Origin of the sequence: Pedobacter alluvionis, from assembly GCF_003664035.1 — a bacterium.
GTDB classification, from domain to species: domain Bacteria; phylum Bacteroidota; class Bacteroidia; order Sphingobacteriales; family Sphingobacteriaceae; genus Pedobacter; species Pedobacter alluvionis.
Map to the genome: position 1 here is coordinate 1533889 of NZ_RCCK01000010.1, position 15799 is coordinate 1549687.

The 15799-nt window shown below is 40.1% G+C and carries 16 protein-coding genes; 14 read left to right on the forward strand and 2 right to left on the reverse strand.

Features of this window, described 5'->3' with window-relative positions:
- Positions 1–71 precede the first annotated feature (71 nt).
- Positions 72–1700, forward strand: a complete 1629-nt coding sequence (locus BCL90_RS06735; RefSeq protein ID WP_121283470.1) for a sodium/sugar symporter — start codon at positions 72–74, stop codon at positions 1698–1700.
- Between the two features lie 50 nt (positions 1701–1750).
- Complete coding sequence (locus BCL90_RS06740) at positions 1751–3169, forward strand: glycoside hydrolase family 28 protein (RefSeq protein WP_121283221.1); 1419 nt, start codon at positions 1751–1753, stop codon at positions 3167–3169.
- 59 nt (positions 3170–3228) lie between these two features.
- On the opposite strand, the gene BCL90_RS06745 is transcribed toward BCL90_RS06740, so the two are convergent.
- The gene (locus BCL90_RS06745; protein ID WP_121283222.1) at positions 3229–3513 is read right to left on the reverse strand and encodes a hypothetical protein; all 285 of its coding nucleotides are present in this window, start codon (positions 3511–3513) and stop codon (positions 3229–3231) included.
- Between the two features lie 151 nt (positions 3514–3664).
- On the opposite strand from BCL90_RS06745, the gene BCL90_RS06750 reads away from it, so the two are divergent.
- Entirely contained in the window at positions 3665–3988 is a 324-nt protein-coding gene (locus tag BCL90_RS06750; RefSeq protein WP_121283223.1) for a TfoX/Sxy family protein, read from the forward strand.
- A 163-nt stretch (positions 3989–4151) separates the two neighbouring features.
- Positions 4152–6032, forward strand: coding sequence for a gamma-glutamyltransferase family protein (locus BCL90_RS06755; protein ID WP_121283224.1), 1881 nt, complete (start codon positions 4152–4154; stop codon positions 6030–6032).
- 132 nt (positions 6033–6164) lie between these two features.
- Here BCL90_RS06755 and BCL90_RS25595 read toward each other — a convergent pair whose 3' ends face one another.
- On the reverse strand, positions 6165–6320 hold the full coding sequence (locus BCL90_RS25595; protein ID WP_166792188.1) for a hypothetical protein: 156 nt from the start codon (positions 6318–6320) through the stop codon (positions 6165–6167).
- A gap of 345 nt (positions 6321–6665) precedes the next feature.
- Between BCL90_RS25595 and BCL90_RS06760 the strand changes: the two genes are divergently transcribed.
- The 10 genes from BCL90_RS06760 (at position 6666) to vgrG (ending at position 15790) form a co-directional block, all read left to right on the forward strand.
- Complete coding sequence (locus BCL90_RS06760) at positions 6666–7397, forward strand: hypothetical protein (protein WP_121283225.1); 732 nt, start codon at positions 6666–6668, stop codon at positions 7395–7397.
- 220 nt (positions 7398–7617) lie between these two features.
- A complete protein-coding gene (locus BCL90_RS06765; RefSeq protein ID WP_134380598.1) occupies positions 7618–8502 on the forward strand; it encodes a helix-turn-helix transcriptional regulator in 885 nt (294 codons plus the stop codon).
- Positions 8503–9183: 681 nt separating this feature from the next.
- Positions 9184–9753, forward strand: a complete 570-nt coding sequence (locus BCL90_RS06770) for a DUF4255 domain-containing protein (RefSeq protein WP_121283227.1) — start codon at positions 9184–9186, stop codon at positions 9751–9753.
- Positions 9750–10574 (forward strand): hypothetical protein, encoded by an 825-nt coding sequence (locus BCL90_RS06775; RefSeq protein ID WP_121283228.1) that lies wholly within the window; start codon positions 9750–9752, stop codon positions 10572–10574. The genes BCL90_RS06770 and BCL90_RS06775 overlap by 4 nt, the downstream gene beginning before the upstream one ends.
- 25 nt (positions 10575–10599) lie before the next feature.
- Positions 10600–12180, forward strand: a complete 1581-nt coding sequence (locus BCL90_RS06780; RefSeq protein WP_166792189.1) for a phage tail sheath family protein — start codon at positions 10600–10602, stop codon at positions 12178–12180.
- 33 nt (positions 12181–12213) lie between these two features.
- Positions 12214–12678 (forward strand): phage tail protein, encoded by a 465-nt coding sequence (locus BCL90_RS06785; RefSeq protein ID WP_025146707.1) that lies wholly within the window; start codon positions 12214–12216, stop codon positions 12676–12678.
- Positions 12668–13138 carry a phage tail protein gene (locus tag BCL90_RS06790; RefSeq protein WP_121283229.1) on the forward strand — a complete coding sequence of 157 codons (471 nt, stop codon included), beginning with the start codon at positions 12668–12670 and terminating at the stop codon, positions 13136–13138. The genes BCL90_RS06785 and BCL90_RS06790 overlap by 11 nt, the downstream gene beginning before the upstream one ends.
- Positions 13139–13143: 5 nt before the next feature.
- The gene (locus BCL90_RS26210; RefSeq protein ID WP_167467746.1) at positions 13144–13314 is read left to right on the forward strand and encodes a DUF5908 family protein; all 171 of its coding nucleotides are present in this window, start codon (positions 13144–13146) and stop codon (positions 13312–13314) included.
- 2 nt (positions 13315–13316) lie between these two features.
- On the forward strand, positions 13317–13991 hold the full coding sequence (locus BCL90_RS06795; protein ID WP_121283230.1) for a CIS tube protein: 675 nt from the start codon (positions 13317–13319) through the stop codon (positions 13989–13991).
- Positions 13991–15790 (forward strand): type VI secretion system tip protein VgrG, encoded by a 1800-nt coding sequence (gene vgrG, locus BCL90_RS06800; protein WP_121283231.1) that lies wholly within the window; start codon positions 13991–13993, stop codon positions 15788–15790. The genes BCL90_RS06795 and vgrG overlap by 1 nt, the downstream gene beginning before the upstream one ends.
- The last annotated feature ends 9 nt before the right edge of the window (positions 15791–15799 follow it).

The following is a 15799-nucleotide window of genomic DNA, read 5'->3' on the forward strand; positions in this document are numbered from 1 at the left end:
AATAATTGAATTAAACCTTCAACATTGGGATTTTTTCTGACTTTTAAAAAAACCAAATGTTAAAAATCCTTATGAATCACTTGTCTGTATTCGATTATGTTGTTTTTTTAATGTATTTTATCATTGTTTCGGCGTATGGCTATTGGGTTTATCGAAGCAAGAAACAAAAACGTACTGATACGAAGGATTATTTTTTAGCAGAAGGCTCACTCACATGGTGGGCAATTGGTGCATCTATCATTGCTTCTAATATTTCTGCCGAACATTTTATTGGTATGTCTGGTTCGGGTTTTGCCATGGGCCTTGCCATTGCCAGTTACGAATGGATGGCTGCTGCTACATTAATTATTGTAGCCATATTCTTTCTGCCCATTTACATTAAGAACAAAATTTACACCATGCCACAGTTTTTGTCTAACCGTTATAATAATACGGTAAGTACATTAATGGCTGTTTTTTGGTTACTTGTTTATGTATTTGTAAACTTAACTTCCATTTTCTTTCTTGGTGCTATCGCTATTGAAACGATTACGGGTATTCCTTTTAATATCTGTATCATTTTTCTGGCCATTTTTTCAGCCATTATCACCCTTGGGGGCATGAAGGTAATTGGTTATACCGATGTAATACAGGTTTTTGTTTTAGTGGCAGGCGGACTGATTACCTGTTATATGGCGCTTAAACTGGTAGCTGATAAATTGGATGCACCCAGTGTTTTGGCCTCTCTTCCTTTGTTGCGGAGCGAAGCATCTGATCATTTTCATATGATATTTTCTAAAGGAGATAAATTTTACAACGAATTGCCTGGTATTGCGGTACTGGTAGGCGGTTTATGGATCAATAATTTAAATTATTGGGGTTGTAACCAGTATATTGTTCAGCGGGCATTAGGAGCCGATTTAAAGACCGGGCGTAGCGGATTAATATTTGCCGCGTTTTTGAAATTACTTATTCCGGTAATTGTTGTTATTCCGGGTATTGCAGCCTACGTGCTTTATCAACGTGGTTATTTCCAATCCGAAATGCTTGATGCAGCCGGTACAGTTAAACCCGATCATGCTTACCCGGTCCTCATGAATTTATTGCCCGCAGGAATAAAAGGGCTGGCTTTTGCTGCACTTACTGCCGCTATAGTAGCCTCACTTGCCGGAAAATGCAATAGCATTGCCACTATTTTTACACTTGATATTTATAAGAAATTTATTAAACCCGAAGCTTCAGAAACACGATTGGTTTCCGTTGGTCGCTGGTCTGTGGTTGTCGCATCTTTAATTGCTATTGTTATCGCTCCTGCATTGCGCAGTTTTGATCAGGTTTATCAGTTTATTCAGGAATATGTTGGTTTTATTTCGCCGGGTGTTTTTGCTATCTTTTTACTGGGCTTTTTCTGGAAGAAAACGACTTCACGTGCAGCGCTTACCGCTTCTTTATTAACCATCCCTTTATCTACTTTTTTTAAATTCCTGCCTACCATAACAAGCGGCGCTATTGCACCGATTCCTTTCTTGAACAGAATGTCGTGGGTATTTGTTATTATAATGGTTTTAATGGTCGTGGTAACTTTAACTGATCCTAAAAGTAAAGATAACCCACAGGGGCTGGAAATTGACAGCAGCATGTTTAAGGTTACTCCGGCATTTACCATTGCCTCGGTTATTATCTGTGGTATTCTTGCAGCGCTTTATACCGTCTTTTGGTAAACAAGTCATGGCTTAAAATAACCCATTGTATATTTATAACGAATTGAAAAATGAAGATTAGAATTTTACTTTTTTTTGCACTGCTGATTTCTTTCAGTGGGATGGCCCAGAATAAATTATATAATATTAAAAATTATGGTGCGGTTGGCGATGGCAAAACCAATGATGCAGTTGCCATTCAGAAAGCCATAAACGCCTGTTCAGCAGCAGGGGGCGGGCAGGTAATTGTACCCGCCGGGCATGTATTTTTGACCGGTCCTTTTAACTTAAAATCGTTTGTTGATTTAAGGGTAGAAGGTGGTGCTAAACTCCTGGCTAGTCCTGATGAAAAACTATATACGCAAAGTGCTTTTAGAGAAAATAAAGGTGAAGGTACCATCTGGATTGGTGGAGAAAAGCTTGAACAGGTAAGCATTAGCGGCACAGGGGTGATTGATGGGAATGGAATTTCGTTTATGGGGGAGGAGCTTAGCGACTCGTATGTTTTAAAACCTTTTAATATTGTAGATCCGCGACCACATTTGCTTACGCTAACCGGTTGTAATAAACTGAATATAGATGGGGTAACTTTTCAAAATTCTGCCTACTGGACCGTTCATTTAATAGGCTGTAATGATGTTTCGATATCCAATATAACATTACTCAACAGTATTAAAATCCGCAATAGCGACGGAATTGATCTGGATCACAGTAAAAATGTGCGGATTACCAATTGTTTTATCGAATCGGGCGATGACTGTATCTGCTTAAAAAACAGGCGTGAGTTTGAAGAATATGGCGCCTGTGAAAACATTGTTATTAGTAACTGTACCATGACTTCCAGCTCATGTGCCATTAAAATAGGTTCTGAAAATATGGACCGGATCAGTAATGTACTGATCAATAACTGCAATATCAGAAAGAGTAATCGCGGTATTGGTATTCAAAACCGTGATGAGGGTACCGTAAATAATGTGATTTTCTCTAACCTGTTTATTGAATCGAAACTTTTTTCGGATGTATGGTGGGGCAAGGCAGAGCCGATTTATATTACCGCTTATCCAAGAGCAACCAGCAACAATAAAGATGCTGGCTGGCGTTTGCCGAAGGGACAAACCAAGGGCAAGGTTGGAGCAGTTAAAAATATTTATTTTAGTAATATCAGATGTACCGGAGAAAGTGGTGTATATATCAGTGGCGAAAGCCCTGATAAAATTTCCGGGATCTATTTTGACCAGGTTAGTGTTTACCTTGATAAAACAACAAAAGAAGCAGGAGGGATATATGACCGCAGGCCAAGCAATGTTGAAGGGCTTGTTAAAAGTGCGATTGCGGGATTTTATTTTGAAAATACCGGATACATCAGCCTGCTTAACAGCAATGTGGTATGGGGTATAAATAAGCCAGGATATGCAGGAAAAGCTTTGGAGGAAAAGAATGTGAGTAAACTTAAAACAGTTAACTTTAGCGAAACTACAGTAGAGAAGTAAAGAAATTTTAAATACCTGGGCTGTGTTTGTGAGCCAGCCCCTGCTGCGTTTTTAGTAGATTAGTTTATCTGTTGCTTTCCGGTTTTATTGGTATCAATTTCAGCTAATGCAGCTGTAATTTCATTAATCGTTTTGATACTGAAAACATGTCGGCCAGTTAACCACCTTTTGATTTCATCAGGATTAATATCCAATATAGAAGCAAGTTCGTTTTCAGTTGAACCTTTTACGGCAAGTAATGCTGTAGTTTTAAGGGCAACTTCGAGATTTAGCTGTTCTAGTTTCTCAATTGCAGGATTTCCGGTTTCTTCCAGCCAGATAGAAACAAAATCGTTTTCTTCCATTTTAGTCTTTTTTACCTTTTAGCGCAACGGTTTGTCTGAACGAGCAACCAGCTTTTAGGGCGGCAAATTTAGTGATTAAGCGTATCATTGCAAACCAGAATCAAAAGAAAGATTTTAATCAAATTAAAGTTTAAATTAAATCAATTTAAAAATGGCATCAGATCAGAAATTCGTAGACTTTGTTATCGATCAGATTGGTTATTCCGGACAGGTTACCTGTAAGAAAATGTTTGGTGAATACGGTTTGTATTTTGACGATAAGTTATTTGCGCTGGTGTGCGATAACAAATTGTTTGTTAAGCCTACTTTATCGGGAAGAGCGTATATAATTGACGTTGTGGAAGCACTACCTTATCCTGGCGCAAAAAATCAATTTCTAATAGAAGAGCAGTTGGAAGATAGTGATTGGCTAAAAAAGCTGGTAAGCATCACTGTAGCTGAGCTGCCCGAGCCCAAACCCAGGAAAAAGAAATAAGGTCAGAATTTAACTTTAGTCCTGATGTATGAGTTACTAAAAAATGTATTAGCTGTTGTAACCGTGCTTAAATTTCGTAACAAGCTTGTTTTATTGCCTTAAATTAAGCGGTTTTAGTACTGACGCGGATTGTTGTCGTACATATTTTAGTTATATTAGAAGTATGAAAAATTTAGTCCTGTTTCTATTATTATCACTTTTTCTTCGTCCTTTATTTGCACAGCAAACGCAAAAGCCGATGCTTTACGGCAACAGCTGGATGGCCATCACGGGAAAGCCAATGGCAGCAACAGCAGGGGCAATGATCTTTCAACAAGGAGGAAATGCTGTTGATGCAGCATGTGCCATGTTAGCTGCTACTTGCACCATGTGGGATACCTTGAGCTGGGGAGGAGAAACACAGGCACTGATTTACAATCCGAATACAAAAAAGGTGATCGCCATAAATGCGATGGGCGTTGCCCCAACCGGAGCAACCGTAGCCTTTTTTAAAGCTAAAGGTTATAGTTTTCCGCCAGAATACGGTCCTTTGGCCGCCACCACGCCAGGTACGCCCGGCGGCTTGATCTACATGTTAAGTAAATACGGTAGCATGAGCCTGGGGCAGGTTTTGGCACCTGCCATGCAGATGGCTGCAGGTTATGCCATAGAAGCACAGGCTGCAAACAGTATGGAGCGCGATAAAAAAATGATTAAAACCTGGCCTTATAGTAAAAAAGTATTGTTGCCACATTTGGGCGAGAAACGTGAGGCGCCGGAAGCAGGGGAGATTTTTGTTCAAAAAGATTTGTTAGCCACCCTAACCAAAATGGTTGAAGCAGAACAAGCAGCGTTAAAGAAAGGCAGCTCCAGACAAGAGGCATTAATGGCCGCTTATGATCGTTTTTATAAAGGAGACATCGCGAAAGAATTTGTTCGCGGAAGCAAAGAACAAGGTGGTTTAATTACCATGGATGATCTTGCGAAATGGAAACCGGTTGAAGAAGAAGCACTAAGCACCGATTATAAAGGAATTAAAGTGTATAAATTAAAACAGTGGACACAGGGTCCGGTTTTACTCCAGGCATTGAATATATTGGAGAATTTTGATCTAAAAGCAATGGGCTATAATAGCTCCAAATATATCCACACTGTTTATCAGGCTATGAATCTGTCTTTCGCCGACCGCGATTTTTATTATGGAGATCCTAATCAAAATCCTGCTGAACCGATAAAAGGTCTTTTAAGTAAAGATTATGCAAAACAACGGGCCTCACTTATTCAGGCAGATAAAAATGATGCAAACATAGGTCCTGGTGATCCTTATCCGTATGAAGGCAGGAAAAACCCTTACTTAAATCTGTTAAAGAGCAGGGGTTTTAACCTTGATACATCCAAACGAAATTTTGCACCAAAACATGACCTGGGTAACAATACGCCAAAAGAAATTTATGAAGACCGTTTATGGCGGGGAACAACATCTATAGAAGCTGCAGACAAAGCAGGTTGGGTGGTATCAGTTACCCCAAGCGGAGGCTGGCTTCCGGCGTGTATTGCAGGTAATACTGGTATTGGAATGAGTCAACGCATGCAAAGTTTTGTGCTCGATTCTGCCTTAAACCCCTTCAATGTTGTTGCGCCTGGCAAACGACCAAGAGTAACCTTATCGCCCTCATTATTTCTCAAAGATGGTAAGCCTTTTATAGCTGCCGCAGTTCAGGGTGGTGATACCCAGGACCAGAACTTGCTGCAGTTCTTTTTAAATATGGCTGAATTTGATATGAATGTTCAAAGGGCAACCGAAGCAGCTAATTTTAACACCAATCAACTTTGGCTTTCGCTAGGTGGTACTAAAACGAGCGACAGAGAACCAAAGCCTGGTCAGATCTTGTTAAATGCTAATACCAAAGAGGAGGTGCGTACTGAACTAAAAAAAATGGGATATACGCTCAGTTTTTCAGAACGTACCAGTGGGCCAATCAATGCTATTTATTTTGATTGGAAACACCATAGTTTGCAAGGTGGCTCGAGTAACCATGGCGAAGATTATGGCATTGCATGGTAGTAAATTAGAATGGTAAATAAACTAACTTGAATTGTATTATTTGATAAAAATAACGAACAAATGTGCCGAAAACACGCCTAGTATTGAAATTTACAATGCACTTAACGACTAAGCGTAATTACAGTTTAATATCTATAATTGTATGCTTTGGTTAAGATTTGTATTTTCTGGCTCTGGATTGCCCGGTGCTTCGGCTAACGGTGCTATGCCACAAGCTGCCCATATAAATTTAAAAATATTTAGGAATTCGCATTGGATATCCCTTTCAGATTTTATTTCGTTTTCCATGTTGTGCCGCTTTAATCTGCTTATAAAACAAAGAAAGGCTGGTTTGTGTTTGCTAAAATAATGCTTTAATGTAAGTATTATGTTTCGCAAATGTTAAGGATTAGCTTAATTATTCCGGAAAACCTGCTTGAACAATTGCTGGCAAGGTGCACCTGCAATTGCTTCCAAATGTCCTTGTATATTGAAACTACCAGGTGATCCGTTATTTTTACTTAAATGAGCACTGTAGGTTAATAAAAGCAAGATTAAATTAGCATTGTTTGGTTCGATTTATAAAATATATTGGATTATTTCCTGAAAAATTTTAAATTGCTAGTACAATCTAATAAATTATAATCCCTCTCAATGAATAGCTACGCCAACAAAACACCTGAAAACAAAATAGCTGATGTTGCCAATTTTGTGACTAAATCAGCAAGCAAGATTAAACTCCCTTATAATTTTGCAGATAACAGACCAACAGCTATTGCGCAGCTAAAGTTACAGCAAGCCGTTAACAATAGCCTCCGGCTAAATGGCTCAACTGCGGGCAGGGTTATCCAACGCATGGAGGAAGAAAAAAGTATTGGTGAGCGGCTCAGCAAAAGGTCAGCATTTAAAAAAATGACCGATCGGCAAAAGAAACTTTTTGGAGGAATTGATGGGGATGCTGCAAGAGCTGGCCGTAGAAGTGATGCCGCAGACCGCTCCAATGCAAAAAGGCAAGAATTGAGGGACGCAGTGCGGCGCAATTTATGGAATGGTAGAAGCCGCCCGGCTTTTACACATGATACGCTTAATCAGATACTCGCAGGTACAGACTCCAAAGCACGTAAGAAGGATGGTGTTAAAGTTTACCGATGCAAGGACGGCAAATTCTATCCACGTAAGAAAGACCGGGTAGGTAAGGAACCTTTTGTGAGTATAGACCACAATAAAAACTGGAAAGAGTATATTCTTAGCACGGCTGAACCAGAAGAGGATGGTAATATCAGTAAAGTTTCTGCATCAGTAGCCTATAATGACTTGACAAATCTGGTATTGATGTCAAGCAATCAGAATTCTTCAAAAAATGGTCCTAAAGGTGTATTCGATTAGGTTCTCAATGGTATACAATAAAGTTGAATAAATTATTCCTGTTTGCTAAATTATCATTTGGTTTCGCATAGGTCATTATATTTCAGCAGGTGTTTGCGTATTTCACCTTTTTGTAAAAGGTGAAAATACGTCCTCTATACTTCATTTCTTTTATTGATATTTGATACAACCAGGAGTTGTGATGATGATAGTGTGCTGGTTTCAAAATAAACCAAATAACATGTTAAATGAGAAAGTAATAGTTGTAGGATACGACGATACAGCCAGTTTTTTAATTTTGCTGGATAAATTAAAACGATCCATAACTTTTACCTATCATATTATTTCAGCAACCATGGCCACGGGTTTAACGGGTATACTGGGTTCAATGAAACCAGATCTGGTTATTTTATCTTTCTCTAATAATCAATACATGCTCAACGAAATAGGGACATTAACTGTAAAGTCGTTAGTCCCCATATTGTGCATAACAAGAAGGAGTGAAAATGAAATGCTAAACTGGCCTTTTAATCATATTGTATTTAGCTGTCAGCAGGAGTACCTTCATCAGGCTTCTTATCTGAGTTCGAGGGTTAATTCTATTTTGTTAATGAAAAAAGAGCAGCCAGCGCCGCCAAGAGTGATGGGCTTTGCGGATACGGCCATTGCTACTGCCGATCATAACCGAAACTTAAGCCGTTATGTAATGGAACTCGATCAGAAAGTAGATGTACTTTTAAAAATAAAAGAGCGCATTGGCGAGCTTTATCCAAATGTAGATGACCGAACCAGAACGGAACTGATTTCTATCGTTAATACGATTAAAATATCTGCGAACGATTATAAACTCTGGGACGATTTCAAACTGTATTTCGAAGAAATTAATCCCGGTTTTTTACTACAACTTACAAAAGCTTACCCTGCATTAACCTCAATAGATCTTAAATATTGCTGTTACCTTAAAATGAACATGAGTAATGATGATATTAGAAATTTACTGGGTATTAATCAGGAAAGTGTCCGCACACACAAGTATCGGCTTAAAAAGAAAATGTCATTGGCAAGAGACCAGGATCTTGCTGCACATCTAAGGGCAGTAGATCAACATAAATTGAGTATGGCTTAGGTGTCTGCCTCAACTTACTTTGTCATTCTGAACGCAGTGAAGAATCTGTATTTTACCTCCTCAATCTCTAATATAGAATCGGCCTGAATCGAAGCTTATTTTTGTTCCTGTGTTAATAGGTTTAAGATTTTTCGCTATGCCACTACTGATGTTGTTTCGTAAATTATTATTAATCAGTGTTTTTAACTGCTTTCGCATTTCCATCCAGCTAGGCTATAGCATGGTATCCCCGTTCTACTTAAATCCGGCCTAACAAATTTTTCGGGCTGCACTGTTCTGGCCGCAGAACTGCATTCAAAAGAAAAATTTTCAGGCGGCATTTTTTTTTTCATGTGTATTTATGTTTTTATTTGCATTCAAGATAGCTTCGCTGGTCTTTTGATGCCCAAAAGAAAGAGCCCTTCGGCGGCGGTGAGCCGAGGCAAGACTGCGCCGTAGGACAAGAGAAAACAACTGTACGTCATATTGATTTTGAACAATTAATTAACCCTCAGAATAACAGCATACCACAACCTATTTCCCGTCTACGATTTGTCTACGCATTATTTTCGGTCAGCCTTCAATGTATATGAAAAGTATACATCATTAGTGCTGTTTTTAAATACAAGATATCTAATTTTATATCATCATCCCATTGCAATTATCCATCACAAACAAACTGATTCAATCAAAGATGCTAGTATGATTAACGAGGCGCTCCAATTTACTTGCGATACCCTGGATCAATTTCTAAGGAATCGCTTTGGTTTAGATGAATCAAAAGTGATCAAGAATACGCTGATCGATAGCAATGGAAGTATACCTGGTGCAAATCAAAATAAAATTGTAATCTCGCTAATCAATGTCGAAAAGGAAACCGCTAAGCCCTTTAACGTGCGCAACCATCAGCTTAGTAACGGAAGTTATGTAAATGTGAATCCCGCTGAAAGATTTAACCTCGATGTTTTGATAAGCTCCAATTTTGACGATTACAGCGAAACACTAAAATTCTTGAATGCGGTAATCTTATTTTTTCAGGTTAATGCGGTATTATCTGCAAATACTTCTTCATCTATACCAAGGGGACTTGATAAATTGGAATTTGATATAGAAAAACTCAACTATCAGGAAATGAATAACCTGTGGTCGGCTATGGGGGCAAAATATCAACCCTCTGTTATTTATAAGATGCGGTTAATCACCATACAGGGATTTGAAGCAGATGGGTTTGTAGGTGCAGTTTCGGTAATGGATAATCAGGTAACGCAATGATCGAAAAATATCAACGCCTCTTTCAGCTGGATGTATACCACAGTTATTTCCAGAAAAGCATTTGCCGCTGCCTGGAATTTAATGCCGATAGTGCTACCGAACAATTGATGAAAAGGTTCCGTCTTCTTATCAGGAGGCAGATTAATGGTATAGGTTTGTATGGTAATGCTTCGCAACCTCTGAAAGAGCTATTAACTTATATAGAACAAGTTACCGGACAGCATGCTTTTTGTTTTGAAATGAGGACCAATAACCCCGACTTTAACTTTTTTACCGAACTGCCTCCCAATTGGGTAGGACAGCTTTTATATGATAGCAGTAATATTACTGTAGATGATCAAAATATACAGCTCAATCAAGAGCTGTCCGGCAACCCGGGTACGAACTGTATAGGAAAAGTAACCCTGCGTTTTGCTGATATTTTAAAATTTGATAAGGATATGGGAACTGTGAGTTTCGACATTAAATTGATGGCAAGGGCAACACAATGGCAATACTTTATCATCAATAGAAATGCGTTGCCGCTGGATAATCTTGCCATTTCAGGAAAAGAGCCTATTGATTTTGAAGGACCGGAAAATGTAGTGATGGAAACCAGTCAAAATGCGTTGTTGTTCTCTTCGGGAAGCAAGCTCATTCCATTAAGCGAGGTACCCGTACACAAATTCGACCTGATCAACCATCCGCCATCAAACGATAATAAGACTGTGCAGCCACAAATAATTATTAAGGGCCTGCCAACCCCCATACCCGAGTGGATAGGTAAGGTAACGGATAATGCGGCTGAACAGCTTTCTTCACCCATGTATGTTTATTTATAAAACCAATAACCGCTAAAAATAAGTTATGATTGCATCAAACATTAAGTCTCCCGGTGTTTACATCAATGAGCAAAATGCCTTTCCCAATAGCGTAGTCACGGTGGCTACTGCGGTTCCGGCATTTATAGGCTATACGCCCCAGGCCGAATACAATGGTAAATCGTATACCAATGTGCCGTATAAAATTACATCATTTGCCGAGTTTCAGTCGATTTATTGTTACCCTAATCCGGCACCACCTGCAAGTCCGGCGGTACAGTATAGCCCCGAATATTATTTGGTACAGCAAAAAAGCCAACCTACCGATCGTGACTATATGATCATCAATGGTTTATATTATTCCATTTTGCCCGATCCCAATACCATTTATTACATGTACAACAGTATTGAACTGTTTTATCAAAATGGAGGTGGTGAAGCGTATATCGTATCTGTAGGTACTTATGGCCCTGCATCTGCACAGCCGATGGGTGTAGGACAGCAGATTATTAATCCAAATGTTTCCTTATCACAGCTTCAAGACGGTCTTAAACTTTTACTTAATGAGCAGGAACCTACCATGTACATCTGCCCGGAAGCCACTTTGTTATCCGTAGATGAAAATGGCACCCTGATGGGAAATATGTTGGCGCAAAGCCAGGACATGCAAACAGCAGTATCAGTTTTCGACATCATTGGCGGCCGAAACCCCGACCCGATAACCTATTCTGCCGATATTGATACTTTCAGGGAGCATACAGGTGAGCAGGGCTTAAGCTATGGCGCTGCGTATTATCCTTTTATTGGTACCACCATTATGGAAAGCACCGATATCAATTATACCAATCTTTTTGGCGGCGATGTTACACTGCTTGAACCACTGTTAAATCCACCATCAAACCCCAATCCAACGGCAGCAACCATCCTTCATAATATCGAAAATCCTCCGGGAGCACCCTTAACGGTAACACAATACAATAATGCATTAATTAATGCGAGTAAGGTATATGCCACCATTATTAAAAATGTACTGGCACTAGCCAATATTCTTCCGGCAAGCGCAGGCATGGCGGGCGTAATGACCACTATTGATAACCAGGAAGGTGTGTGGCAGGCTCCGGCCAATACTTCCATTACTGCTGCGGTATCTTTACCCATCAATTTATCAGAAAGCCAGCAGGGTAGCCTTAACATCGACCCGGTTTCAGGTAAATCCATCAACGCCATCCGCTTTTTTAACGGCATTGGTATTTTAGTATGGGGCGCCAGAACGTTGGATGGAAACAGCCAGGACTGGAGGTACATTTCGGTAAGAAGAACCATGATCATGATCGAACAATCATGTAAACTGGCGGCACACTCTTACGTTTTCCAACCCAATGTGAAAAATACCTGGGAAGCAGTTAAAGCAATGATCAGCAGTTTCCTTAACACGATTTGGAAAGAAGGTGGATTGATGGGAGCAACCGCTGCAGATGCCTTTTCGGTAGATTGCGGTTTAGGTACAACCATGACCGCCGATGACATCCTGAACGGATTTATGAACGTAACCGTGCGTGTTGCCGTGGTACGCCCTGCAGAGTTTATTGTGCTTACTTTCCAGCAGGAAATGCCGGTTTCCAGTTAACAGATTTATACATTAATTTAAAAAGATAATATTATGGCAGATGATGGAAGCGCACAAGGCGCAACATGGCCCTTACCGAAATTTAGGTTTGAGGTTGATCTTGGTACCGAATTAAAAGGTGTTGGATTTCAGGAAGTATCCGGAATGGATGTCGAAAATCAGGTAATCGAATACCGCAAAAGCAACAGTCCGCTTTTTTCTACAGAGAAAATGCCAGGATTGGTAAAATACGGCAACGTAACCATGAAACGTGGAATTTTTGTTAACGATAACGTTTTCTGGGATTGGCACGCAGAGATTAAAATGAACCTGATTAAAAGACGTACAGTGCTGATTAAACTGCTCGATGAAGCAGGTAATGTAACCATGCAGTGGCAATTAGATAATGCATGGCCGACAAAAATCAGCAGTACCGACTTAAAATCAGAAGGAAATGAAGTGGCCATTGATACATTGGAGATTGCGCACGAACAGTTAACCATCACGAATGGCAAGTAATACTTATCCGGTAGGGTTTTATTTCATGGTTTGCTTGAAAGGGGAGAATGCAGCCTTTCAGGAGGTATCAGGAATTTCTAAGGAGTTAGGCATAGAAGAAGTGGTCTCGGGTGGGGAAAATCGGTTTAAATACCGGCTCCCCACTACTTCATCGAGCCAAAACCTGGTACTTAAAAGAGCGCTTGTTCCGGAAGGATCGGGCCTTGTTGATTGGTGTGTGAGCAGCATGGATGGCGGGCTTGGCGTTACCATTCAAACCAACGATATTTCGGTTAGCCTTTTAGATGCCAACGGAGATATGCTGGTGATGTGGACTTTCCATAAAGCATATCCGATAAAGTATTCGGTATCTGATTTAAAATCTCAGGAAAATGCCCTTGTAATCGAGTCTGTCGAACTGGCTTATACCTATTTCGAGATTACGGATAATGGAACTAATACTTCTAACCTATTTGATTAATCATTATGCCTGTAGAAATAAGAGAACTTATAATTAAGACGCAGATATCAACCAGCGAAGCAAACCACCAGGCTCGAATCAGTGTAGAAGATGTTAAACAGTTGAAAAAGCAACTGCTGGCTGAATGCAAGAAAATGATCACCGAACGCACTAAAAGAGGCAGTAATGTACGTTAGTTATGGGAAGTCTGGAACCATTGAAAATTACCGGTTATACGGATGAACAGTTTACCAAACGTTTTCCCGGTCCGCCGTACCTGATGATGCTCAATCCCGAGTCTATTAAATGGCAACGGAGCATTGAATATAACCATCAGCAGGCACCCGATTCCAGTGCACCATCACAACGTTACAAAAGTACGCCAAGCGATAAACTGAACTTTGATGTGGTGATTGATTGTACCGGAATTGTTGACCCTAAACGGGTTGATATGGCCAAAGAGATCAGCACGTTAGAAAATATTATTTTTACTTATAACGGAACCATTCACCGACCGAATTTTGTTAAAGTGCAATGGGGTAAAGATCTCCTTTTTAATGGGGTACTAAATTCCTTTGATATCTCTTATACTTTGTTCCGGCCTGATGGAAGCCCCTTGAGGGCCAAAATTTCGCTGGGTTTTGGACAATATATTTCCCCCCAAACGGTAGAAATACAGGATCAGGACGAATCGCCTGATATCAGTCACCTCGTTACCGTAGTAGAGGGAGAAACATTGCCCGAACTATGCGAAAAGGTATGGAATAATGAAAAATATTACATTCAGGTAGCCCGCTACAACGGCCTTAATAAATTCAGAAACTTAAAAGGAGTAGAAAAACTGATTTTTCCGCCCATCATTCCAAAAATATAATGGCATCATCATCCAATATTCCTAGTGGCAATTTAGCCACCTATACCGTTAAAGTTGCAGGCAATACAGTTCCTGGAGAAGTAAATGTGCTATCTGTGCGGGTAGAAAAAAGAATAAACCGCGTTTCTACCGCAATAATCACCATTTTAGATGGCGAAGCAAATACCGGAACGTTTGAGGCGAGTTCTTCTTCTGTTTTTGTACCTGGTAACATCATCAGTATCGAGGCCGGTTACGATTCGTCCAACACTGTAATCTTTAAAGGGATTATTACCCGTCAATCTATCCTTATTAATGACCTTGTCGGTTCAGCTCTGGAAGTAGAATGCAAGGATGAAGCAATAAAAATGACCGTGGGCAGAAAGAGCCTCACCTTTGCACAAAAAAAAGATAGCGATGTAATCAGTTCCATCATCAGCAGTTATTCTTCCTTAACGCCTGATGTAAGCGGAACAACTACCGTTTGGCCCGAGCAGGTACAGTTTTATGTAAGCGACTGGGATTTTATGCTTTCGCTGGCAGAAATGAACGGCTTGGTTGTTACCACACTTAACGGTACCGTCGCCGTAAAAGCACCAGGCGCAAACCCTAGTCCGGTAATAACAATTGGTTATGGTCGCGGATTAATGGAATTCAGGGCAGATATGAATGCCATAACTCAGTTAGAGAGTGTAAAATCAAGCACCTGGGATTATAAACAACAGCAGGTAGCCAGTGCTGAAGCGCCAAACAACTATGCCGGACCAGGAAATATCTCCTCCAAAACATTAGCTGAAGTAGTTGGCCTGCCTGAATATGAATTGCAAACCACCGCAGCGATGGAAACAGAAGAGCTTAACAACTGGGCCAAAGCGCAGATGCTAAAAAGTGAGTATGCCAAAATACAGGGAGAGGCTAAATTTCAGGGTACTAACCTGGTTGATCCCGGTAAATTTATGACCTTGAATGGTCTTGGCGATAGGTTTAACGGCGATTATCTTATTTCTGGTGTTATCCATGACCTTTCTGATGGAAACTGGCTTACTGAAGTTTCTGTAGGCCTTTCGCCTCAATGGTTTATCGAAGAACCTGATGTAATGGCACCTTCAGCTTCTGGCATGTTGCCTGGCGTTAGGGGTATATTTAATGGTACCGTTAAAAAAATGTATGATGATCCCGATTCGCAGTACCGCATTTTAGTAGACGTACCTCTATTTGACCAAACCGGTCAGGGCATTTGGGCAAGATTGGCTAATTTTTATTCAACAAGCGGTGCAGGTGCCTTTTTTCTGCCCGAAGTAGGTGATGAAGTGGTGCTGGGTTTTTTAAACGAAGATCCACGCAACCCTGTGATATTGGGTAGTATGTATAGCAGTCCGAAAAATAAGCCTTATACAGGCCTTAACCCCAATGAAAAAAACTCCATAAAAGCAATTGTTTCCAAATCGAATATCAACATCGAATTTGATGATGAAAATAAGGTGTTAACCATTGCCACCCCGGACAAAAACACAATGATTTTCAGCGATAAGGATAAAAAAATCACCATTCAGGATGAACATAACAATAGCATTGTCATGTCAGCAAGCGGGATTACCATCAAAAGTGCTACAGATATTAATATACAAGCAGATCAAAAAGTGAATATCGCAGGTACACAGGGTGTAACTGTAAAAGCGCCAACAGGAGATGTTGCGGTTAGTGGTTTAAACATTAAACAGGTAGCCGACAGCCAGTTTTCCGCAGAAGGATCAATGACCACAGAAATTAAAAGCGGGATGGAACTGAGCCTGAAAAGTGCAATGATTATGATTAATTAATTTTAAAAC